Source organism: Paracoccus sp. JM45 (assembly GCF_003590715.1).
Lineage (GTDB): Bacteria > Pseudomonadota > Alphaproteobacteria > Rhodobacterales > Rhodobacteraceae > Paracoccus.
Genome location: NZ_QQVY01000001.1, coordinates 577,189 through 599,194, shown reverse-complemented (window position 1 = coordinate 599,194; position 22,006 = coordinate 577,189). Strand labels below are relative to the sequence as shown.

General features: G+C 61.1%; 19 protein-coding genes and 1 other RNA gene. 13 read left to right on the top strand and 7 right to left on the bottom strand.

Annotated elements, in window-relative coordinates; translation table 11 throughout:
- Positions 1-83 precede the first annotated feature (83 nt).
- The 4 genes from DWB67_RS03010 (at position 84) to DWB67_RS02995 (ending at position 4,432) form a co-directional block, all read left to right on the top strand.
- Positions 84-1,544 (top strand): FAD-linked oxidase C-terminal domain-containing protein, encoded by a 1,461-nt coding sequence (locus DWB67_RS03010; protein ID WP_119806174.1) that lies wholly within the window; start codon positions 84-86, stop codon positions 1,542-1,544.
- Entirely contained in the window at positions 1,534-2,568 is a 1,035-nt protein-coding gene (locus tag DWB67_RS03005; RefSeq protein WP_119805993.1) for an FAD-binding protein, read from the top strand. The genes DWB67_RS03010 and DWB67_RS03005 overlap by 11 nt, the downstream gene beginning before the upstream one ends.
- A complete protein-coding gene (gene glcF / locus DWB67_RS03000) occupies positions 2,568-3,863 on the top strand; it encodes a glycolate oxidase subunit GlcF (RefSeq protein ID WP_119805992.1) in 1,296 nt (431 codons plus the stop codon). Before DWB67_RS03005 ends, glcF begins: the two co-directional genes overlap by 1 nt.
- A 116-nt stretch (positions 3,864-3,979) precedes the next feature.
- Entirely contained in the window at positions 3,980-4,432 is a 453-nt protein-coding gene (locus tag DWB67_RS02995; protein WP_119805991.1) for an Hsp20 family protein, read from the top strand.
- A 93-nt stretch (positions 4,433-4,525) separates the two neighbouring features.
- Here the strand turns inward: DWB67_RS02995 and recR are convergent, their stop codons facing one another.
- The 6 genes from recR to DWB67_RS02965 all read right to left on the bottom strand — a co-directional run bounded on the left by recR (position 4,526) and on the right by DWB67_RS02965 (position 10,104).
- Positions 4,526-5,125 (bottom strand): recombination mediator RecR, encoded by a 600-nt coding sequence (recR, locus tag DWB67_RS02990; RefSeq protein WP_119805990.1) that lies wholly within the window; start codon positions 5,123-5,125, stop codon positions 4,526-4,528.
- A 3-nt stretch (positions 5,126-5,128) separates the two neighbouring features.
- Positions 5,129-5,473, bottom strand: coding sequence for a YbaB/EbfC family nucleoid-associated protein (locus DWB67_RS02985; RefSeq protein WP_119805989.1), 345 nt, complete (start codon positions 5,471-5,473; stop codon positions 5,129-5,131).
- A 3-nt stretch (positions 5,474-5,476) separates the two neighbouring features.
- On the bottom strand, positions 5,477-7,261 hold the full coding sequence (locus DWB67_RS02980; RefSeq protein WP_119805988.1) for a DNA polymerase III subunit gamma/tau: 1,785 nt from the start codon (positions 7,259-7,261) through the stop codon (positions 5,477-5,479).
- Positions 7,262-7,322: 61 nt separating this feature from the next.
- Positions 7,323-7,982 (bottom strand): HAD family phosphatase, encoded by a 660-nt coding sequence (locus DWB67_RS02975; protein ID WP_182911468.1) that lies wholly within the window; start codon positions 7,980-7,982, stop codon positions 7,323-7,325.
- A 105-nt stretch (positions 7,983-8,087) separates the two neighbouring features.
- An RNA gene (ffs, locus tag DWB67_RS02970) (signal recognition particle sRNA small type) lies at positions 8,088-8,184 on the bottom strand.
- 51 nt (positions 8,185-8,235) lie between these two features.
- Complete coding sequence (locus tag DWB67_RS02965) at positions 8,236-10,104, bottom strand: bifunctional 2',3'-cyclic-nucleotide 2'-phosphodiesterase/3'-nucleotidase (RefSeq protein ID WP_119805986.1); 1,869 nt, start codon at positions 10,102-10,104, stop codon at positions 8,236-8,238.
- Between the two features lie 320 nt (positions 10,105-10,424).
- Between DWB67_RS02965 and DWB67_RS02960 the strand changes: the two genes are divergently transcribed.
- Positions 10,425-10,883 (top strand): hypothetical protein, encoded by a 459-nt coding sequence (locus tag DWB67_RS02960; protein WP_119805985.1) that lies wholly within the window; start codon positions 10,425-10,427, stop codon positions 10,881-10,883.
- A 6-nt stretch (positions 10,884-10,889) separates the two neighbouring features.
- Here DWB67_RS02960 and DWB67_RS02955 read toward each other — a convergent pair whose 3' ends face one another.
- Positions 10,890-11,747 carry a prephenate dehydratase gene (locus DWB67_RS02955; protein ID WP_119805984.1) on the bottom strand — a complete coding sequence of 286 codons (858 nt, stop codon included), beginning with the start codon at positions 11,745-11,747 and terminating at the stop codon, positions 10,890-10,892.
- Positions 11,748-11,870: 123 nt separating this feature from the next.
- On the opposite strand from DWB67_RS02955, the gene DWB67_RS02950 reads away from it, so the two are divergent.
- The 8 genes from DWB67_RS02950 to DWB67_RS02915 all read left to right on the top strand — a co-directional run bounded on the left by DWB67_RS02950 (position 11,871) and on the right by DWB67_RS02915 (position 21,940).
- Entirely contained in the window at positions 11,871-12,413 is a 543-nt protein-coding gene (locus DWB67_RS02950) for a cytochrome c family protein (protein ID WP_119805983.1), read from the top strand.
- A gap of 151 nt (positions 12,414-12,564) precedes the next feature.
- On the top strand, positions 12,565-14,424 hold the full coding sequence (locus DWB67_RS02945) for an extracellular solute-binding protein (protein WP_119805982.1): 1,860 nt from the start codon (positions 12,565-12,567) through the stop codon (positions 14,422-14,424).
- A gap of 108 nt (positions 14,425-14,532) precedes the next feature.
- Positions 14,533-15,609: a microcin C ABC transporter permease YejB gene (locus DWB67_RS02940; protein WP_119805981.1), complete on the top strand. Its 1,077-nt coding sequence runs from the start codon at positions 14,533-14,535 to the stop codon at positions 15,607-15,609.
- Positions 15,609-16,712, top strand: coding sequence for an ABC transporter permease (locus tag DWB67_RS02935; protein WP_119805980.1), 1,104 nt, complete (start codon positions 15,609-15,611; stop codon positions 16,710-16,712). The genes DWB67_RS02940 and DWB67_RS02935 overlap by 1 nt, the downstream gene beginning before the upstream one ends.
- 86 nt (positions 16,713-16,798) lie before the next feature.
- Positions 16,799-18,436 carry an ABC transporter ATP-binding protein gene (locus DWB67_RS02930; RefSeq protein ID WP_119806173.1) on the top strand — a complete coding sequence of 546 codons (1,638 nt, stop codon included), beginning with the start codon at positions 16,799-16,801 and terminating at the stop codon, positions 18,434-18,436.
- Positions 18,433-19,656: a glycosyltransferase family 4 protein gene (locus DWB67_RS02925; protein WP_119805979.1), complete on the top strand. Its 1,224-nt coding sequence runs from the start codon at positions 18,433-18,435 to the stop codon at positions 19,654-19,656. Before DWB67_RS02930 ends, DWB67_RS02925 begins: the two co-directional genes overlap by 4 nt.
- Before the next feature lie 29 nt (positions 19,657-19,685).
- Positions 19,686-21,173 carry a cysteine--tRNA ligase gene (gene cysS, locus DWB67_RS02920; protein WP_119805978.1) on the top strand — a complete coding sequence of 496 codons (1,488 nt, stop codon included), beginning with the start codon at positions 19,686-19,688 and terminating at the stop codon, positions 21,171-21,173.
- Positions 21,170-21,940, top strand: coding sequence for a squalene/phytoene synthase family protein (locus tag DWB67_RS02915; protein WP_119805977.1), 771 nt, complete (start codon positions 21,170-21,172; stop codon positions 21,938-21,940). Before cysS ends, DWB67_RS02915 begins: the two co-directional genes overlap by 4 nt.
- The last annotated feature ends 66 nt before the right edge of the window (positions 21,941-22,006 follow it).

Here is a 22,006-nt window from a genome sequence, read left to right as displayed (position 1 = left end):
TTTAAGACCGCTTCACGGCGCTTGAAAGCCCAAGATCGCGGTTCTATCGTGGTCGTCATCGGCAGGGAGGAGAACCGGCCATGATGCAGATGCCACAACCCGATGCGTCCGTTCTGGCGCATCGTGATGCGATTGTCGCAAGGTTGCGCGACGCCTTGCCCGATGCGGTGATCGACGATCCCGCAGAAACGCGGGCCTATGAATGCGATGCCCTTTCCGCCTATCGCTGTACGCCGCTGGCGGTTGTTTTGCCACAAACCACCCGACAGGTGTCGCGCCTGCTGGCCCTTTGTCATGACATGCAGGTACCGGTGGTGCCGCGCGGGGCAGGGACCAGCCTTGCAGGCGGGTCGATGCCGACGGCGGATTCGGTGGTCATCGGGCTGTCGCGCATGACGCAGGTGCTGGAGGTGTCGCCGCAGGACAGGCTGATCCGTGTGCAGGCGGGGCGGACGAACCTCTCTGTTTCGACGGCGGTCGAGGGGTTGGGTTTTTTCTATGCGCCCGATCCCTCCAGCCAGCTGGCTTGTGCGATCGGGGGCAATATCGCCATGAATTCCGGCGGGGCGCATTGTCTGAAATACGGGGTCACGACGAATAACCTGCTGGGCGTCACGATGGTCTTGATGGATGGCAGCGTGGTCGAACTGGGCGGTCCGATGGGCGAATCCGGTGGGCTGGACCTGTTGGGCGTCATCTGCGGGTCCGAAGGCCAGATGGGCATCGTGACCGAGGCGACCTTGCGTATCCTGCCCCGCCCCGCTGGCGCACGCCCTGTTCTGATCGGCTTTGACAGCAGCGAATCTGCGGGGGCATGCGTCGCTGCGATCATCCGCGCCGGTGTTATCCCCGTTGCCATCGAATTCATGGACCGTCCCTGCATCCGCGCGACCGAGGAACATGCCAAAGCAGGCTATCCCGACTGCGAAGCTTTGCTGATCGTCGAGGTGGAAGGCACTGCCCCCGAAATCGACGAACAGCTGTCTCTGATCCGCGACATCGCCCAAGGCTTCGATCCGGTCGAATTCCGCGAAAGCCGGTCCGAGGATGAGGCCCGCCGTATCTGGCTGGGCCGTAAATCGGCCTTTGGCGCGATGGGTCAGCTGGGTGATTACATCTGTCTGGACGGCACGATTCCGGTGACGGCGCTGCCAAAGGTTCTGGCTGGCATCGGCGATCTGTCGCAGCAATACGGCATGACGGTCGCCAATGTCTTTCACGCAGGCGACGGGAATATGCACCCGCTGATCATCTATGACGCCAACACCCCCGGTGATCTGGACAAGGCCGAGGCGATTGGCGCCGACATCATGCGCCTTTGCGTGCAGGTCGGCGGCTGTCTGACCGGTGAACATGGTGTGGGCATCGAAAAGCGCGACTTGATGGGCGTGCAATTCGATCCCCCTGATCTTGAGGCGCAGATGCGGGTCAAGGACGCCTTTGACCCGCATTGGCTGCTGAATGCGGCCAAGGTCTTTCCCTTGGGCGTTTCCGCCCCCCGCCGCGAACGGCGCTTGAACAGCAAGGCACCAGATGCGGCCTGACACCGAAACCCAAGTTGCCGAAGCAATCCGCGACGCCACCGGCCCCTTATCCATCACCGGCGGCGGCACGCGCCTGTGGCCGGACGAAGGGCAGGGTGCACGGCTTGATATGACCGGCCTAAGCGGCATCACCCTTTACGAACCCGAGGCGCTGACCTTGGTCGTCCGCGCCGGAACCCCGCTGGCCGAGGTGAACCAGACCCTTGCCGCCGAGGGCCAGATGCTGGGCTTCGAGCCTTCGGCACTGGAAGGGTCCACCATCGGCGGCGTGGCTGCGGCCAATGCATCCGGCCCGCGTCGTGTACTGTCGGGCGCAGCGCGTGACGCGCTGATCGGGGTGCGCTTTGTGGACGGCCAAGGGCAGGTGGTCCGTAATGGCGGGCGGGTGATGAAGAATGTCACCGGATATGATCTGGTCAAGCTGATGGCGGGCAGCCGTGGCACTTTGGGCGCACTGACCGAACTGTCATTCCGCACGACGCCACTGCCGCAGGCGTGCACAACGCTGCAATTGGCGGATCTGGATCCGGCAATGGCTGTTCCCGCCTTGTCAGAGGCGCTTGGCGGTCCCTTCGATGTCAGCGCCGCAGCATGGCATCCGGCCCATGGCACGCTGATCCGGCTGGAGGGGTTGGCCGCATCCGTTGCCAGCCGCGCCGCGGCCCTGTCAGACCGCTTGGGCGGTTTCGGCACCGTCACGCAGATGCAGGGTAACCCGTGGCCACAGCTGGAACCGGCGGCGGCTGGTGGCGACCTTTGGCGGATCATCTGCCGCCCGTCGGAAGCGGCGGCGTTATTGTCCCGTCTGCCCGTACCCCTGTCACTGGATTGGGGCGGCGCGTTGATCCATGTTTGCCTGCCGCAGGGCAGCTTGCCCGATTTGCCGCGTTTTTCAGGGCATGCGCGGCGCATTCGCGGGGATGGCCCCGCAATCCTGCCCGCACCGCATCCGGTCGCCGCGCGGATTGAGCGCGATCTGCGCGCCCGCTTTGACCCGCGCGGTATTTTTCAGGGAACGCATTGATGCAGACCAGTTTCACGCCCGAACAGCTGACAGACCCCGCCACCGCGCATTCCAACAAGATCCTGCGCAGCTGTGTGCATTGCGGGTTCTGCACGGCAACCTGTCCGACCTATCAGGTGCTGGGCGACGAATTGGACAGCCCGCGCGGTCGCATCTATCTGATCAAGGATATGCTGGAATCCGGCCGTCCTGCAGATGAAAAGACGGTCAAGCATATCGACCGCTGCCTCAGCTGTCTTAGCTGTATGACCACCTGTCCGTCAGGGGTGAATTACGCCCATCTGGTCGATCATGCTCGTAGCCATATTCAGGCAACCTATCGCCGCCCGTGGCGCGATCGTGCGCTGCGCTGGTTGTTGAAATCGGTGGTTCCCTATCCGCGCCGTTTCCGCTGGGCGTTAAGGGGGGCCAAACTGGCGCAACCCTTCAAGCGGCTGATGCCAGATGCGCGTTTGCGGGCGATGCTGGACATGGCCCCCGCCAAAGTGCCGCCTGTCAGCCGCAACGATACCGGTCAGACATTTCAGGCCATCGGCCGCCAGCGGGCGCGGGTGGTGCTGATGATCGGCTGCGCACAGCGGGCGCTGAACACCGATATCAACGATGCCACCATCCGGTTGCTGCAACGGGCGGGATGTCAGGTGGTGATCCCGCCGCAATTCGGTTGCTGCGGCGCGCTGACATTGCATATGGGGCAGGAAGATGACGCGCGGGGGCGTGCCCGCGAAAGCATCGCCCGCCTTTTGGCCGCCGAGGCGCAGGGCGCGGTGGATGCGATCATCATCAACACCTCGGGGTGCGGGACGACGGTCAAGGATTACGGACATCTGTTCAAGGGCGACCCGATGGAGGATGACGCCCGCCGTGTCGCCGGACTGGCCCGCGATGTGACCGAGTTTCTGGACCGGCTGGGGTTGCCGGAAAATGTAAAGGCCGGGGGGCAGGGGATGCGGGTTGCCTATCATTCGGCCTGTTCGCTGCAACACGGGCAACAGATCAGATCCGCACCCAAGGATCTGCTGACCCGTGCAGGATACCGTGTTGTCGAACCCACCGATTCGCATCTGTGCTGCGGGTCGGCCGGGACCTATAACCTGCTACAGCCCGAATTGTCGTCGCAGCTGAAATCCCGCAAGGTTGTCTCGCTTGAGGCGTTGCAGCCGCAGGTTATATCGGCAGGCAATATTGGCTGTATGATGCAGATCGGCGGTGGGACGGACATTCCGGTGGTCCATACGGTCGAACTGCTGGATTGGGCCACGGGTGGGCCAAAACCTGCATCATTGGGGTCTTGAACGGCACTCGGGCGATCCTAAATCAATTGTACCGGCGGCCATGATGGCGTCGGTAACCGCCCGCCCGAAAAACGGGGGGCATTTGTTGACATCGCTTGAAATCAGGATGTGACCCAATGCGTAATTTTGACCTGACCCCGCTTTATCGTGCCTCGATCGGTTTCGACCGTCTGGCCGATGTGATGGACCGGACCCTGTCTGCCGATGTGGCAGCCCCGACCTATCCCCCTTATAACATCGAAAAAACCGGCGAGGATGCCTATCGCATCTCCATTGCTGTTGCCGGTTTTGGTGCCGATGACCTGAACGTCGAGGTGCGTGACGGTTCTGTCATCGTGTCCGCCCGCAAGGCGGATGAGGACGAGACCCGCACCTATCTGCATCGCGGTATTGCCACCCGTGCGTTCGAACGCAAGTTCACTCTGGCCGACCATGTCCGTGTTGACGGTGCCAGCCATCTGGACGGCATGCTGCACATCGATCTGGTGCGCGAGATCCCCGAGGCGTTGAAACCCCGCCGGATCGAGATCGCCAAGACCGCGACCAAGATCGAGAAACTGGACGCCTGATCCTGCGTCCCGCGATGGCCGGGGGCTGACTGCCCCCGGACTCCCGTTCAGCGTTGCAGAGAACCGGAAGGGCGGCCTGATTGGCCGCCCTTTTCAGATGCGGCGTCTGGCCCGTAAGGCGGCAGTGATGGTGCCGTCATCAAGATAGTCCAGCTCGCCTCCGATCGGGACGCCTTGGGCCAGGCCGGTGACCGAGATGTCGCTGTCTTCCAGTGCATCTGCGATATAATGCGCGGTTGTCTGGCCGTCGACCGTGGCGTTCAGGGCCAGAATAACCTCGGATATGCAGTCTTCGTGGATGCGGGCAATCAGGGCGGGAATGCCCAATTCGTCCGGCCCGATATCATCCAGCGCGGAAAGGGTGCCGCCAAGAACGTGATAGCGGCCCTTGAAAGCCTGCCCGCGTTCCAATGCCCACAGGTCGGCCACATCCTGCACCACGCAAATCTCGCCCGTGGCACGGGCGGGATCGGTGCAGATGACACATTCGTCGCGGTCGGTAATATTCCCGCAAATGGTGCATTCCCGCGAATTCACCGCAACGCGGTCAAGCAATTGCGCCAGCTGGGTCATATGCTGGCTGCGCTTGCGTACCAGTTGCAGCACGATGCGGCGGGCCGAGCGCGGCCCAAGCCCGGGCAGCCGCGCCATCAGCGCGATCAGCGCCTGAATGTCGTCGCTGCCCTGCGCCATGGATCAGAAGGGCATCTTCATGCCGGCGGGCAGGCCCAGACCTTCGGTCATCTTGCCCATTTCGGCCTGCATCTTGTCTTCGGCGGCGCGCTGCGCCTCTTTGATGGCGGCCAAAATCAGATCCTCGACCACCTCTTTTTCCGAGGGCACGAAGATCGACGGGTCGATTTCCAGTGCGGTCAGTTCGCCCTTGACGGTGCAGGTCGCCTTGACCAGACCCGCGCCGGATTCACCGGTGACGGTGACGCTGGACAGGTCTTCCTGCATCTGCGCCATCTTTTCCTGCATTTCCTTGGCGGCCTTCATCATCTTGGCCATGTCGCCCATGGCACCCAGTCCCTTGATCATAACTTAATCCTCATCCTCGAATGGATCCCATTCTTCAACTTCGGCCACGGGGCCTTGGGTTGCATCATGGGGATTTGCTGCGCCTTCCGCCAGATCCTCGACAACGGTCGGGGGCGGGGCGGCGCGGGTGATATTGGTCAGGGTCGCGCCCGGAAAGGCGGCCATGACCTGTTGAACGATGGGCAGGGCCAGCGCGCGGTCGCGGGCGGCGCGGGCCTCGGCCTCGCGGGTTTCCGCGATAGTGGGGGCGCCGCCGGAATTTGTGACGGTCACAGCCCAACGCTGACCGCCGGTCCAGCCGCGCAGGCGTTCGGCCAGACGCTGCGCCAGTTCGCGCGGCGGGTTCAGGCGCGGTTCAAACTCGATCCGGCCGGGGCTGTATTTCACCAGCGCGACATGGCGTTCGACCATCACCAGCAGGGTCATATCGCGCATGCGGCGGATCAGCTCCAGAACCGATTCGAAATCCGGATAGCCTTGCAGCACGTCGGGCGACACGGCCAGTGCGGTCGCCGCGCCAGACGGCTGGACCACGGGCGCGGGTCGCGCGCGACGCATCGCCTGCGGGGCGTGGTCGGGCACCTGTCCCTGAACGGCGGGGCCACGGGCGAATTCACCGGCATTCTGGGCCTGCTGGACGCGGCGGATCAGCGCCTCGGGGTCGGGCAGGTCGGCGACATGGGTCAGGCGGATGACCGCCATTTCCGCCGCCATCATGGCGTTCGGGGCGGCGGAAACCTCCTCCAGCGCTTTCAGCAGCATCTGCCACATCCGCGACAGGACCCGCATCGGCAGGCTTTCCGACAGTTCTTTGCCGCGCGTGCGTTCATCAGGCGAAATGGTCGGATCATCCAGCGCATCCGGCGTGATTTTCACGACCGAGATCCAGTGCGTGATTTCCGCCAGATCGCGCAGCACGGCGACCGGATCGGCCCCGTCGGCATATTGCGATTGCAGTTCGGTCAAGGCACCCGCCGCATCGCCGCGCAGGATCATCTGGAACAGGTCGATCACGCGGCCACGGTCGGCAAGGCCCAGCATGGCACGGACCTGATCGGCAGTGGTTTCGCCCGCGCCATGGCTGATAGACTGGTCCAGCAGGCTGGTCGCGTCACGGGCGGACCCTTCGGCGGCACGGGTGATCAGCGCCAGCGCATCGTCGTTGATCCGGGCGTTTTCCGCGCCTGCGATGCGTTTCAGCAGATCGATCATCACCTCGGGCTCGATCCGGCGCAGGTCGAATCGCTGACAGCGCGACAGGACCGTGACCGGAACCTTGCGAATCTCGGTAGTGGCGAAAATGAATTTCACATGGGGGGGCGGTTCTTCCAGCGTCTTCAGCAGCGCGTTGAACGCGCTGGTGGACAGCATGTGAACCTCATCGATGATGTAGATCTTATAGCGGGCCGAGGCCGCGCGGTAATGGACCGATTCGATGATCTCGCGGATGTCGCCGACGCCGGTGCGGGATGCGGCGTCCATTTCCATCACATCGACATGTCGGCCTTCGCTGATGGCCACGCAATGTTCGCAGGTGCCGCAGGGTTCGGTCGTGGGGCCGCCTTCGCCGTCTGGACCGATGCAGTTCATGCCCTTGGCGATGATTCGGGCGGTGGTGGTCTTACCGGTCCCGCGAATCCCCGTCATAATGAAGGCCTGCGCGATGCGGTCGGCAGCAAAGGCGTTCTTCAGCGTACGCACCATCGCGTCCTGACCGACAAGATCGGCGAACGTTTCAGGCCGGTATTTGCGGGCCAGAACCTGATATGCATTTGTCGTGTCGGTCATTGATCCCCCGGGTGGTCGCGCCACCTTAGCGGCGCGGCCAATCTGCCACAACCGGATCGGCTTATGCAGCCAGCAATCCGATGCCACGTGCGCCTGTCATCAGATCAGGTGCCATCAGATCGGCATGATCCCCCGACAGCGGCGTCATATCGGGCACCTGCACCACAACCATACCTGCGGTGCGTGCCGCACGGGCGCCGATGTCGCTGTCCTCGAAGGCCAGACAGCGGGTCGGGTCGATGCCAAGGCGTTTGGCGGCCAGCAGATAAACGTCGGGCGCAGGCTTTGGGTCGGGGACATCGCTGCGGGTGACAACGATGTCGAAGGTTTCTGTCAGACCGGCGGCGGCCAGCTTTTCACGGGCCTGATCACCGGTGCTGGAAGTGGCGATGGCGAAGGGCATATCCATTTCGCGCAGGGCGGCAATCAGTTCGGCAACGCAGGGCCGCAAGGGAATGCCGTCGCGGTCGCGACGTTCAACCAAGGCTTCGGCCCACAGGCGGTCCAGATGGTCGAAATCGAAATCCGCCCCGATGTGATCGCGCAGGATGATGCGGGCCGATGGTTCATCCATCCCCACCAATGATGCCAGCAACCCTTCGGGGGCCGTGCGACCCATCCGGTGCAACGCAGCCTCTTGCGTTTCGATGCCCATCTGTTCGGTTGCCAGCAGCGTTCCGTCCAGATCGAAGATCACGGCGTCGAAGCGGGGTTGCGTCATGGTTGGTCCTTTCATCATGCCAGCCGCCAACATGGGGGCAGGATGCGGATGTCACAAGTCGCATGGCGACATGACAGCACTGCATCACATGGAAAAAGAGAAAAGGGTGAGAGGCTGGACAGCGACCCAAACGGATCCCGTTACGGCTGCTTCCTTCCGGACCTGACCGATTTGGCGGGACATCTGCCCGCGCCAACCTCTCGGGGCGGTAGATAGTCAAACCGCCGCGGGGATGCAAGCCCGTCCGGCATGCTTACAAAGAAAGCCGCATCACTGCGAAACCGTCGTCATCCATACCGGCGTTTTCAAGGCGTCCGGGGCAGGGCAGCGGACGTGTCAGGGCCACAGGCGCGGTGGGAAACAGGACCGTGGTGTTCGCCATCGGAACGAATCGCCAGTCGGGCGTTTGCGGCAATTCCACCGTGCGGCGTCGGCGGATATAGCGGCGCAGGACATCAAGGCTAAGGGCATCGCGGTCCAGCACGATTTTGTTTCCGCACACCAGAGGGCTGAACAGGCCGCAGCTGGCCAGACGATAGGAATTGGTCGCCAGAATAAAGCTGTCGGTATCGGTGACGGGCCGTCCACGCCAGCACAGGCCGGTGATGCGGGTCGATGCAGCATGGGCCATGCGGCCATCGGGGTGAAAGCGTGGCGGTTGGCCAAGGTCGATGCACCATGTCACCCCGTCGATCACATCAAAATTATAGGCTGGAAATTGTGGATCCAACAAAGGCGCATCCCGTGCGCCTGTGGCAATATGATTGAACATGCTGGCAGATCGTTCCAGCCAGCCGCGCAGTTGTGCGCCGGTGATGCAGATGGCGGTGATGCGGTTCGGAAAGGTGTAAAGATCGGCCAGATGCCGCATGTTCAACCGACCGGCGGGCACATCCGTGTAGGCCTCCGGCCCCCCGCGCCCGCCTGCACGATAGGGGGCACTGGCCGAAAGCACCGGCAGACCGGCCAATGCTGTCCCCGCCAGCCTTTGGCGGATATGCCAGCGCTGCGCCATATTTACCAAGCGCAGCCCGCTGTCATGTCCGATGAAGGAAAAATGGCTGTTCAACGGCGTCTTGGTCCGTCCGATTCGCGTGGAAAGCTGGCGCAGGGTGATGTGATGGGCCTTGGCCACTGGTTGCGTAACAAGAGGCAAGCTGGGCGTTCCGGTGCCAACCTGTTCACAGCAAACCCGAAAGCTGTCGATCGCGATCTGTCCTTTTGCATCAAGGCGCAGATGCAGGTCGATGATGCCAAGGTGCGATCCGGCATAGCCGGGCATCACCGCAGGCTTTCCCAGAAGCGTGCCCCGCGTTGCATCGACGCCGGTCTCATCCGGCCAGCCGGTGCCGGGAAAGACCTGATGCGTGTGCCCCGCAATCACCACATCAATTCCCGCAACTGATGCCAGCGCCGTTGCCGCATGTTCCATTCGCGGGGTCGCAATGGCACTGCCGATGCCGCTATGGGCCAGCGCGATGACCAAATCGGGCCCCTCTGCCTGCAATTCGGGCACAAGGCGGTCTGCGGTTTGGATAATATCATGACTGCGCATGAAGGGGCGCAGATCCTGATCCCACTCCTCGGTCTGGGGGGGCAGAAAACCGATGACGCCAATTCGAAGGTGGTGCATCTGTCCGGTCTGATCGGGGACATCGCGCAAAAGAATGGCGTGGCGCAGGAAATCCCGCCCTCGGGTTATTTGAAGATTAGCGGCAAGCACCGGAAAGCGTGCCTGCGCGATGATGCGCCGCAGCGCGGACAGGCCGAAGTTGAAATCGTGGTTTCCCAAAGCAACCGCGTCATACGCCAAGGCATTCATCGCCGCGATGGCAGGATGCGCCCCACGCAGTCCTGGATCACGGGCCGCAACATCACCCATGGGGGTGCCCTGCAGGAAATCACCATTGTCCAGCAACAGGGATGTTGCCACTTCGGACCGCTTTTTCTGGATCAGACTGGCAAGCCGCGCCAGTCCCATATGATCGGATGGACGGTTCGACAAATAGTCATGCGGCAAAAAATGCATGTGCAGATCGCTTGTCGCCAGAATACGCAACTGCAACCGGACGCCGGTCAAAGCGCCGCGGCACGGTATGGTTGAGCCGATCCCGTCAGGCATCTGGTCTGGGGTGCGGGCCGTTAAATATCATGCAGGTCATTTCGCGATTCTGAAAATGGGCTTGTTTGCGAATGCATTCAGCTAAATTGATGCAATCAACAGTTGCATTGGCAGGTATGATGTTCATTCTGGTTCACAGATCACCACTGTTAGCCGGTATTTTGGCGCAGGCAATATTACCCTTAGGAATTGGGGCAAATAGGCCACGACTTTTGATGTCGTCGTCATGAGTTGGTTGAAACAGGGTCCGGATCTGGACTATCAGCCAAGGGTTGGGACTGTGTTGCTTGACAGTCCGACAGTGTCAGTGGGTTGTTAAGATGAAGTTTTCGACGCGGATAGATACCGACCTTTCTGCCGAGGGGCTTTTCGAAGCGATCGGTGATTTCGATGCCCTTGAGCGTATGCTGATCGGTCGGGGCGCAACTGTGTCGCGAATTGACCCGTCGAAAGAACCCGGCATGACGATGGGATGGAACGTGGGGTTTGACTGGCGTGGCAAGCCTCGCGAAATGCGTCTGGCTGTCGTCAAATTTGACCGGCCCGAACAGATGACCATGGCGGGGCGTTCGAATGCGCTGGATCTTACCATCAATGCGACGGTGGTGGCCCTTAGCCGGATCAAATCACGCCTGATCTTCGAGGCCGAAATAAAGCCGCGCAATATGAAGGCCCGTCTGATGTTGCAGACAGCCAAGCTGGGCAAAAGCCAGCTTGACCGTCGTTTCCAGCGCAGGGTTGAAGAATTCGTCAGCCAGATGCGCAACCGCTACAGCTGATCCGGATCAGGAAATGCCTTCCTGACGCTGCGCCTCGCGCAGCGGATCGGCGGGGTAAACGCCCAGAATATCCAGCGATGATGTGAAATACCCCAGTTCGTCCATCGCGCGTTTGACGTTTTCGTCTCCGGGGTGGCCCTCGATATCGGCATAGAATTGCGTGGCGGTGAAGACGCCATCTACCATATAGCTTTCCAGCTTGGTCATGTTGACCCCATTCGTCGCAAAACCACCCATCGTCTTATACAGCGCCGCTGGAATGTTGCGGACGCGGAAGACGAAGCTGGTCAGCATCTGGTCGGCGCGGCGGCTGACATCGGCCTGACGCGACATGATCAGAAAGCGGGTGGTATTGTTCTGGCGATCCTCGATTTCATCGGCCAGACGCTCCAACCCGTAGATTTCACCGGCCAATGGTGCCGCAAGGGCGGCCAGCGACGGAATGCCGCGTTCAGCAACTTCTTTGGCAGAACCGGCAGTATCGGCACCGGTGATCGCGCGGATATTGTGGTCGCGCATAAAGCCGCGGCACTGGCCCAGCAGAACCGTGTGGCTCATGGCGTCGCGGATGTCGGACAGCGGTGTGCCGGGCAGGGCCAGCAGGCTGATGTGGACGCGGACAAAAGCCTCGTCGATGATCTTCAGACCCGATTCAGGCAGCAGGTGATGGATATCGGCCACCCTGCCATAGGTCGAATTTTCCACCGGCAGCATGGCCAGATCGGCCTGACCGCTGCGGACGGCTTCGATCACATCCTCGAAGGTGCGGCAGGGCAGGGCCTCCATGTCGGGTCGGGCTGTGCGGCATGCTTCGTGGCTGTATGCGCCAAGCTCTCCCTGAAAGGCGATGCGATTCGTGGTCATGGCAAGGCCCCCGATTGTCCAAGAAATTAAATGTGCATCGGTAACTATACCTTGATCACATAAAGCGAAAGCGGATAGATGTCCGACGAATTGACGAGCTTACCAAGGCGGGGACCGCACGCGATGTTCAACACCATGACGCTGACCAAGGCAGCCGGCGCCCTTATCGGCGCGCTGCTGTTTCTGATGCTTGCAAACTGGGGTGCCAGCGCGCTGTTCCATGTCGGACCTGCGGGGCATGGCGGTGGTCATGGCGAAGAAGAACTGGCGCAGGCCTATACCATCGACGTTCCCGAAAGCGCCGAAGGCGGCGAAGTTGTGGAAGAAGAAATCGATTTCGGTGCCCTGATGGCCAATGCCGATGTGGCTGCCGGTGAAAAGCAATGGGCCAAGTGCCGTGCCTGTCACGCGCTGGACGGCAGCGATGGCGTAGGCCCGCATCTGAATGGTGTTGTCGGTCGCGATGTCGCCAGCATTGCCGGTTTCAATTACAGCGGTGCGATGTCCGACCATGCCGGCGAAGTGCCGGTCTGGGACGCCGAGGCCATCCAGCATTTCATCGAAAACCCGCGCGGTGTTGTGCCAGGCACCGCAATGTCCTTTGGTGGTCTGAAAAAGCCCGAAGACCGTGCAAATGTGATCGCCTATATCGAAAGCCAGTCGTGATCGCCTGATCACGCCGGCGGCAGGAACAGGGGCGCGACCGGAATGGTCGCGCCTTTTTTCATGGCAGTTCCCTGCTGTTCACGAAAACGCGGCTTGAAGGGCGACCTTTGACTGGCCTAGCCTTGTCCAACGTTTTCAAGGAGCCTGCCCCATGCGCCGCACTGCCCTGCTTGCCACATGCCTTGCCGGTCTGACCCTGACACAGGCCGCAATGGCGCAGGACGCGCAGGATGTGACGCGCACGCATGGTGTCTCTATCTTCGGCGATCTGGCGCTGCCTGCCGATTTCGACTATCTGCCCTATGTGAACCCCGACGCCCCCAAAGGCGGAGAGATGTCGCAATCGATCCCGAACTCGATGGGGTTCGACAATTATAACCCCTATACCTTTCGCGGACGTGCGGCGGCTTTGTCCACGGTGATGCTGGAATCGATTCTCGAGGCACCGGCGGATGAGGTCGGCGCCGCCTACTGCCTGATCTGCGAAACCCTTGAATATCCCGAAAACCGCGACTGGGTGATCTTCAACCTGCGCCCCGAAGCGCATTTCAGCGATGGCACGCCGCTGACCGCTGATGATGTTTTATTCAGCTATGAGACTTTGCGCGACAAGGGACTTTCCAGTTTTCGTGTGATCATCAAGCAACAGGTCGCCAAGGCCGAAGTGCTGGATGAACACCGCATCAAGTTCACCTTTACCCCTGATTATCCGCGCCGCGATGTGATCCAGTCGGTCGGCGGTCTGCCGATCTTCAGCCGCGCCGATTTTCAGGCGAACGATCGCGATCTGGAACAGACGATGCAGGTGCCGCTGGTCGGGTCGGGGCCTTATGTTTTTGACAGCGCCGATCTGAACCGCAATGTCACTTTCCGCCGTGATCCCGATTACTGGGGGGCTGATCTGCCCATCAACAAGGGGCGGCATAATTTCGACAAGCTGCGCTATGAATATTTTTCGGATTACGATGCCGCGTTCGAGGCGTTCAAGGCCGGTGAATACACCTTCCGGCGCGAGGTCAGCAGCATCATCTGGGCGAACCGCTATGATTTTCCCGCTATGCAAAAAGGCTGGGTGAAACAGGAAACCCTGCCCGACGGCAATGTCGCATCCGGTCAGGCATGGGTCCTGAACCTGCGCCGCCCGCAGTTTCAGGATGTCCACGTCCGCGAGGCGATCGGACTGATGTTCAACTTTGAATGGTCGAACACAGCGCTGTTTTACGGCCTGTATAACCGCGTCGACAGCTTTTGGGAAAACAGTGACCTAGAGGCGACGGGCACCCCTTCGGACGGGGAACTGGCCCTGCTGGAACCGCTGGCGGCCGATCTGCCCGACGGCATCCTGACGGATGAGGTCGCCACCGCCCCCGTCAGCGGCGAACGCCAGACGGACCGCGGGAACCTGCGCAAAGCGGCGGCCTTGCTGAACGAGGCAGGTTGGGAAACCGGCAGCGACGGTTTGCGCCGCAACGCCGACGGTCAGGTTCTGACGCTTGAAATACTGAACGACAGCCAGACCTTTGACCGCGTCATCAACCCCTTTGTCGAAAACCTGCGCGCCCTTGGTATCGATGCCCGCAACAGCCGCGTCGATAACGCCGAATATGAAACACGCGCCCGCAGTTTCGATTTCGACGTGATCAGCGACCATCTGGGCCAGCCTGAAATTCCGGGCGCGGGTCTGCAACAGGCCTTCGGGTCCGCCAATGTGAATGATGTCTTCAACCCGATGGGGCTTGCAAATCCTGCCGTTGACGCGCTGATCACACAGGTCGAGGCGGCAACCACGCAGGATGAGCTGAACACCCGCGTCCACGCGCTGGACCGCGCGCTGCGCAGCCTGCATTTCTGGGTGCCGCAATGGTATAACGCCACGAACCTTGTTGCCTATTACGACCAGTTCGGCCGCCCTGAAAACCTGCCGCCCTATGCTTTGGGGGAAATGGATTTCTGGTGGTATGATGCAGATAAGGCCCAAGCCCTGCGCGATGCCGGTGCGCTGCGGCGCTAAGGCATTTCGCTTGATTTTCGATGCCCGATTGTCGACAAGACGGGCCAAAGACAGAAGGGGCCGCCAAGGCCCGAATGACCCTGCAAGGGGGACGGAAGGGCCAAGCTGATGGGCGCCTACATCCTGCGGCGTTTGCTGCTGATCATCCCGACACTGGTCGGCATCATGCTGGTCAACTTTACGCTGACCCAGTTTGTGCCGGGCGGTCCGATCGAACAGATCGCCGCCCAGATACAAGGCGAAGGCGATGTCTTCCGCAACATTTCCGGCGGTGGTGCCGAGGCAGGGCAGGCCACCCCTTCGGGATACGAGGGCGCGCGCGGGTTGCCCCCCGAATTCATCGCGCAGCTGGAACAGGAATTCGGCTTTGACAAACCACCGGTCGAACGCTTCTTCACCATGCTGTGGAACTATCTGCGCTTTGATTTCGGGACCAGCTGGTTCCGGTCGATCAGCGTGGTTGATCTGGTGCTGGAAAAGATGCCGGTGTCGATTACGCTGGGGCTGTGGTCGACGGTGATCGCCTATATGATCTCGATCCCGCTGGGCATACGCAAGGCGATGCGGGACGGGTCGCGGTTCGACACATGGACATCGGCGGTCATCATCATGGCCTATGCCATTCCGGCCTTCTTGTTCGCGGTGCTGTTGATGGTGCTGTTCGCGGGCGGCAGCTATTGGCAGTTTTTCCCGCTGCGCGGCCTGACATCCGATAATTTCGCCGATCTGTCCGCATGGGGCAAGCTGAAGGATTACGCGTGGCACGCCACTCTGCCGGTGCTGGCCGCGACCATCAGCAGCTTTGCGACCCTGACCCTGCTGACCAAGAACAGCTTTCTGGACGAGATTAACAAGCAATACGTCATGACCGCCCGCGCCAAGGGCCTGACCGAACGCCGCGTGCTGTATGGCCATGTGTTCCGCAACGCCATGCTAATCGTGATCGCGGGCTTCCCGGCGATGTTTTTGGGCGTTTTCTTCGGGTCGTCGATCCTGATCGAGACGATCTTTTCGCTGGACGGTCTGGGCCGTCTGGGGTTCGAGGCTGCGGTCCAGCGTGATTATCCGGTGATCTTCGGAACACTTTATGTCTTTGGCCTCATGTCGCTGGTCGTCGGCATTCTGTCGGACCTGATGTATGTCTTTGTCGATCCGCGCATCGATTTTGAGAAGAGGGCGGGTTGATGGCAATTTCCGAACTGAACCGCCGACGCCTTCGCAACTTCCGCCGCAACGGACGCGCCTTCTGGTCGCTGGTGGTCTTTGCGGTCCTGTTTGTCGGCGCGATGTTCGCCGAGGTGGTGGCCAATGACAAACCCATCGTCGTCAGCTATCGCGGCGATCTGTTTTTCCCCGCCTATAACTTCTATCCCGAAACGGCCTTTGGTGGTGATTTCGGGACCGAAGCCATCTATCGCGACGAAGCCGTCCAATGTCTGATCGTCTCGGGTGGGCGTGAAGGGTGTTGGGATGATCCCGAAGGGCTGATTGATGCGGTCAAATCGGGCAACAGCGATGTGCCCGACGCTGAACAGGGCTGGATGATCTGGCCACCGATACCCTATCACTATCGCACCATCAACAATGTCGGCACCGCGCCCAGTGCGCCCGATGGCGCGCATTTGTTGGGCACGGATGATACGGCGCGTGATGTGCTGGCGCGGGTGATTTACGGGTTCCGCACCTCTATCCTGTTCACGCTGATCGTGACGATGGTGGCATCAACCATCGGCATCACGGCGGGCGCGGTTCAGGGTTATTTTGGCGGACGCACCGATCTGGTTTTCCAGCGCGTGCTAGAGGTTTGGGCATCGACCCCCGGCCTTTATGTCATCATCATCCTGTTCGCGATTCTGGGGCGCAGCTTCTGGCTGCTGGTCTTTGTGACCATTCTGTTTGGCTGGCCTGCCTTGGTGGGCGTGGTACGGGCGGAATTCCTGCGAGCGCGTAATCTGGAATATGTTCGCGCGGCGCGTGCGCTGGGGGTGGGCGACATGAAAATCATGTTCCGTCATATCCTGCCCAACGCGATGGTGGCAACGCTGACCATGCTGCCCTTTGTCGTCACCGGCACGATCAGCGGTCTGGCGGCGCTGGATTACCTTGGCTATGGCCTGCCCGCAGGGTCGGCGTCGCTGGGGGAAATGGCATTGCAGGCCAAGCAGAACTTGCAGGCCCCATGGCTTGCCTTCACCTCGTTCTTTACCTTCGCGATCATGCTGTCGCTGTTGGTATTCATCTTCGAGGGGGTGCGCGACGCATTCGACCCCAGAAAGACCTTCCGATGACCGGCCCCGACGACCAAGGCGAATTGCACCCGACCATCCCCGCCGCAGGGGCGCAGGCTGCCGTGGCCGAGGGGCATGGCACTGCCATGCCCGGCAGTGCCGATGGCCATGCGACGGACACGGGCCTGTCGGATGCTGTGCTGGACGTGCGCGACCTGAAAATCGCCTTCCGGTCCGAAGGCAAAACGACTTTGGCCGTCAAAGGCGTCAGCTTCCATGTCGGGCGCGGGGAAACCGTGGCGCTGGTCGGGGAATCGGGGTCCGGCAAATCGGTGACGGCGCTTAGCACCGTGCAACTGCTGGCGGGCGCGGCCGAGGTTGAAGGCTCGGTCCGTTATGCAGGGCAACAGATGGTCGGCGCGTCCGACAAGGTTCTGCGGCAAATCCGCGGCAATGACATCAGCTTCATCTTTCAGGAACCGATGACATCGCTGAACCCGCTGCACACGCTGGAAAAGCAGCTGTCCGAGAGCTTAGCGCTACATCAGGGGCTGGCGGGGGCCAAGGCGCGCACGCGGATCGTACAGCTGCTGGACCGCGTGGGCATCCGTGATGCCGAAAGCCGTCTGGCCGATTATCCGCACCAGCTGTCCGGCGGGCAACGCCAGCGCGTGATGATCGCCATGGCACTGGCCAACGGTCCCGACCTGCTGATCGCGGATGAACCGACGACCGCGCTGGATGTGACCATTCAGGCGCAGATCCTTGAACTGTTGGCCGAACTGAAGGCCGACGAAGGTCTGTCGATGCTGTTCATCAGCCATGATCTGGGCATCGTCCGCCGCATCGCCGACCGTGTTTGTGTGATGAAAGACGGAGAGATCGTCGAACAGGGCCCCGTCGAACAGATCTTCGCCAATCCGCAGCACCCCTATACGCAAAAGCTGCTGAACGCCGCACCGACGGGGCAGGCCCAGCCTTTGCCCGATGATGCGCCGGTTCTGGTGCAGACCCGCGATCTGAAGGTCTGGTTTCCCATCAAACGCGGGTTGATGCGCCGTGTGGTCGGTCACATCAAGGCGGTGAACGGCGCGACGCTGGACCTGCGGGCCGGGCAAACGCTGGGGATCGTCGGCGAATCGGGCAGTGGCAAGACGACACTGGCGTTGGCGATCATGCGGCTGATCGAAAGCAACGGGCCGATCCTGTATATGGGGCAGGATATTGTCGCGTGGGGGTCCAAGCAGCTGCGCGCGCTGCGGCGTGACATGCAGATCGTGTTTCAGGACCCCTTCGGCAGTCTGTCACCGCGTATGACCGTCGAACAGATCATCACCGAAGGTCTGGGCGTTCACGGCGTCGAAAAGGGCAGCGACCGCCGCCAGATGGTGTCGCAGATCATGTCCGAGGTGGGCCTGTCCCCCGATATGATGCACCGCTATCCGCATGAATTCAGCGGTGGGCAGCGCCAGCGTATCGCCATCGCACGGGCGATGATCCTGCGACCCAAGGTGGTGGTGCTGGACGAACCGACCAGCGCGCTGGATATGACGGTGCAGGTACAAATCGTCGATCTGTTGCGCAACCTTCAGCGTAAATACGGGCTGGCCTTTTTGTTCATCAGCCATGATTTGCGCGTTGTGCGGGCCATGTCACATGACATCATGGTCATGCGCGCGGGCGAGGTCGTCGAACAGGGCAGTGCGGCGCAGATTTTCGATGCTCCAAGCCATGATTATACGCGGAATTTGCTGAAGGCAGCATTCCCGCAGGGACGTCCATGAAAATCCTTTTTGTTCATCAGAACTTTCCCGGCCAGTTCCCGCATCTGTCAGCCGAGCTGGTCAAGCGCGGCCATGATGTTGTGGCACTGACGGATGAAAACAACCAGCGCACCACGTCGATCCGGACCATGCGCTATAAAGCCCCGGATGCAGTGAAAACCGACAGCCCCTTGGGGCGGACCTATTCGGAATATGCCGAACGTGGCCTGCTGACGGCCCGCGGGGCACGGGCGATGCGTGACAAGCATTATTACACCCCCGATCTTATCATCGGCCATCCGGGCTGGGGCGAAACCCTGTTTTTGAAAGAGATATGGCCCGACGCCAAGCTGATGGTCTATGCCGAACTGATGTATCGCACCCGTGGTCATGACGTCGGCTTCGACCCCGAGGTTAGCCCCGCCACGGATGAAGGCCGTTTTATGACCATCAGTCGATCGGCGCATCTGATACAGGCCATGGTACAGGCCGATGGTGCGATCGCGCCGACCCGTTATCAGGCTGACAGCTTTCCACCCGAATTGCGCGGCAAGATCACCGTGATCCATGACGGTATCGACACAGATCGCGTCCGCCCCGATCCTGACGCCCGTCTGACACTTCCCGACGGCACCGTGCTGACCGCACAGGATGAGGTTTTGTCCTTCGTTTCGCGATCATTGGAGCCTTACCGCGGGTTCCACGTCTTTATGCGGGCCTTGCCGCAAATCCTGAAGGAAAGGCCGGATGCCCATGTCGTTCTGGTCGGCGGTGACGGCGTCAGCTATGGCGGCAAGCCGCGTGACGCGGGCAGCTGGAAGGAAAAGCTGCTGGCCGAGGTTGGCAACCAGCTGGACCTGTCGCGGGTACATTTTCTGGGGCGCGTTCCCTATGACAGCTATCTGTCGTTGCTGCAGGTTGCGCGGGTGCATTGCTATCTGACCTATCCCTTCGTTTTGTCATGGTCCCTGACCGAGGCGATGGCGGCGGGCTGTTATATTGTCGGTTCTGATACCGATCCGGTGCGCGAATTGGTCAAGGATGGCGAAAACGGGCGCTTGGTGCCGTTCTTTGACACCGAAGCATTGGCCAAAGCACTGATCCTTGGATTGTCCGGTGATCCAGATGCGCCCCGTCTGAAACAGGCCGCGAGAGAGACTATTTTGCGGGGTTATGATTTGCGCAGGCATTGCCTGCCTGCCCAGATTGATTGGGTGGAAAGCTGCCAAGCGATGCGGTAAACCCTTTCGACTTCACGAAAGAGGCGCAAATGGTCCAGATCCGGCTGACGAACACCCGCACGCGGCGCAAGGAAGACCTTGTGCCGATCGATCCCCAGAATGTCCGCCTGTATCTATGTGGGCCGACGGTCTATGACCGCGCGCATCTGGGCAATGCCCGTCCCGTGCTGGTTTTCGACGTTCTGGTCCGGTTGTTGAACCATATCTATGGCGCGGATCATGTCACCTATGTCCGCAATTTCACCGATGTGGACGATAAGATCAACGCCGAGGCGCAGCGCCGCAAAACCGCGGGCAGCCCCCTGTCGCTGGAGGCGCTGATCAACGAACGCACGGCGGAAACCATCGGCTGGTATCACGCCGATATGGATGCGCTTGGCGCGATGCGGCCCGATCATGAACCCCGTGCGACGCAATATATCACACAGATGATCGCGATGAATGCGGACCTGATCGCCAAAGGCCACGCCTATGAGGCCGAGGGGCATGTGCTGTTCGATGTCCGGTCCTTCCCCGATTACGGCAAGCTGTCGGGCCGGTCGGTCGATGATATGATCGCCGGTGCGCGGGTCGAGGTTGCGCCCTTCAAACGCGATCCGATGGATTTCGTGCTGTGGAAACCCAGCAGCGGTGATTTGCCCGGTTGGGACAGCCCTTGGGGGCGCGGGCGTCCGGGGTGGCATATCGAATGTTCGGCCATGTCGGCAGCCCTGCTGGGTCCGCATTTCGACATCCATGGTGGCGGGTTGGACCTGCAATTTCCGCATCATGAAAACGAAATCGCCCAAAGCTGCTGCGCCCATCCGGGCGAAGGTTTCGCCAACATCTGGCTGCACAATGAAATGCTGCAAGTCGAGGGCAAGAAAATGTCCAAATCCTTGGGCAATTTCTTCACCGTCCGTGACCTGCTGGACAAGGGCATCGCAGGTGAAGTGATCCGTTTGGTCTTCCTTGAAACCCACTATCGCAAACCGATGGATTGGAGCGAGGAAAGACGCCAAAGCGCCGAGCGGCGGCTGTCGAAATGGGCCAACATCCGGCGCAACGCCTTGCCCAAGGATCACCGGCCTTTCGACAAAGCGGATATCGACGACCAAGTTATCGAGGCTTTGGCGAATGATCTGAATACCCATGCGGCCCTGACACGCCTCTATGAAATGGAACGTGCCGCAAAGGACGCAGGCCGTGATCAGGATATCGAACCGGTCATGCGCTTCTTTGCCACCTTGGATTTTCTGGGTTTTACCAAGCTGGATATCCATCAGCAGCAGCGAAGCAATTCGGTCTCCGAGGCTGTATCGGATGTTCTTGATAACGGTTCACTGGTGGAAAGTCTGCTGACTGCCCGCGCCGAGGCCCGCAAAGCGCGGGATTTTGCCCGTGCTGACGCAATCCGAGACGGTTTCGCTGCCGCAGGGGTTGATGTGAAGGACACCGCTGCGGGTCCGGAATGGTCGCTGGCCACCGGTTTTGACGCCGGTCGTCTGGCCGAGCTGGCACGGAACTTTGGCGCATGACCATAGACGCCTGCACCGAAATGCTGCGCCAGCATGACCCCGACCGTTTCGGGGCCGTGCTGGTGGCGCAACCCGAAGACCGGCCTGCGTTGGTTACGCTTTATGCGCTGAACCTTGAAATTGCCCGCGCGCCGTTCCAATCTGCCGAACCGATGCTGGCTGAAATGCGGCTGCAATGGTGGGTGGACCGGCTGTCAGAAATGGGGCAGGGCACGGCCCCTCCTTTGCATGATGTTCTGACGCCGCTTTGGGAGGCATGGGGACAGGACGCGGGCACTTTGGTCGATCTGGCCGAGGCGCGTCGCCGTGATTGCGCGCGCGAACCCTTTCACGATCCGGCCGAGGTGGTGGCCTATGTCGACGCAACGGCGGGTGCGCTGACATGGGCTGCGGCGCATCGCTGTGGTGCGACCGAGGCCACGCAGCCGATTGTGGCGCATCAGGCGCGTGGCATGGGAATTGCGGCGTGGCTGCGGGCATTGCCGCAATTACAGGCAATGGCATTGGGAATGGATCGTCCCGACCCCGAACATACCAAGGCTTTGACAGCCCATGCACGCGAAGGGCTGCGACTTGCTTCCCGTCAACATCGCAAACTGCCTGCGCGGGCGGCTGCGGCACTTTATCCGGGGCCGCGCGTTCCGCGTTTGCTGGCCGAGATCGCCTCGGGTCAGATAGATCCCTATGAGGCGACGGTGCCGCTGACGCCGTTCCAGCGGCGGGCATCGCTTGCACGGCTGGCAATGACGGGGCGGTGGTGGCGCTGACGCAGAAACCCCTTTTCCTTGCGCGACAGCTATGGAAGGAATTGGGGAAGGTGCCCGACCTATCGG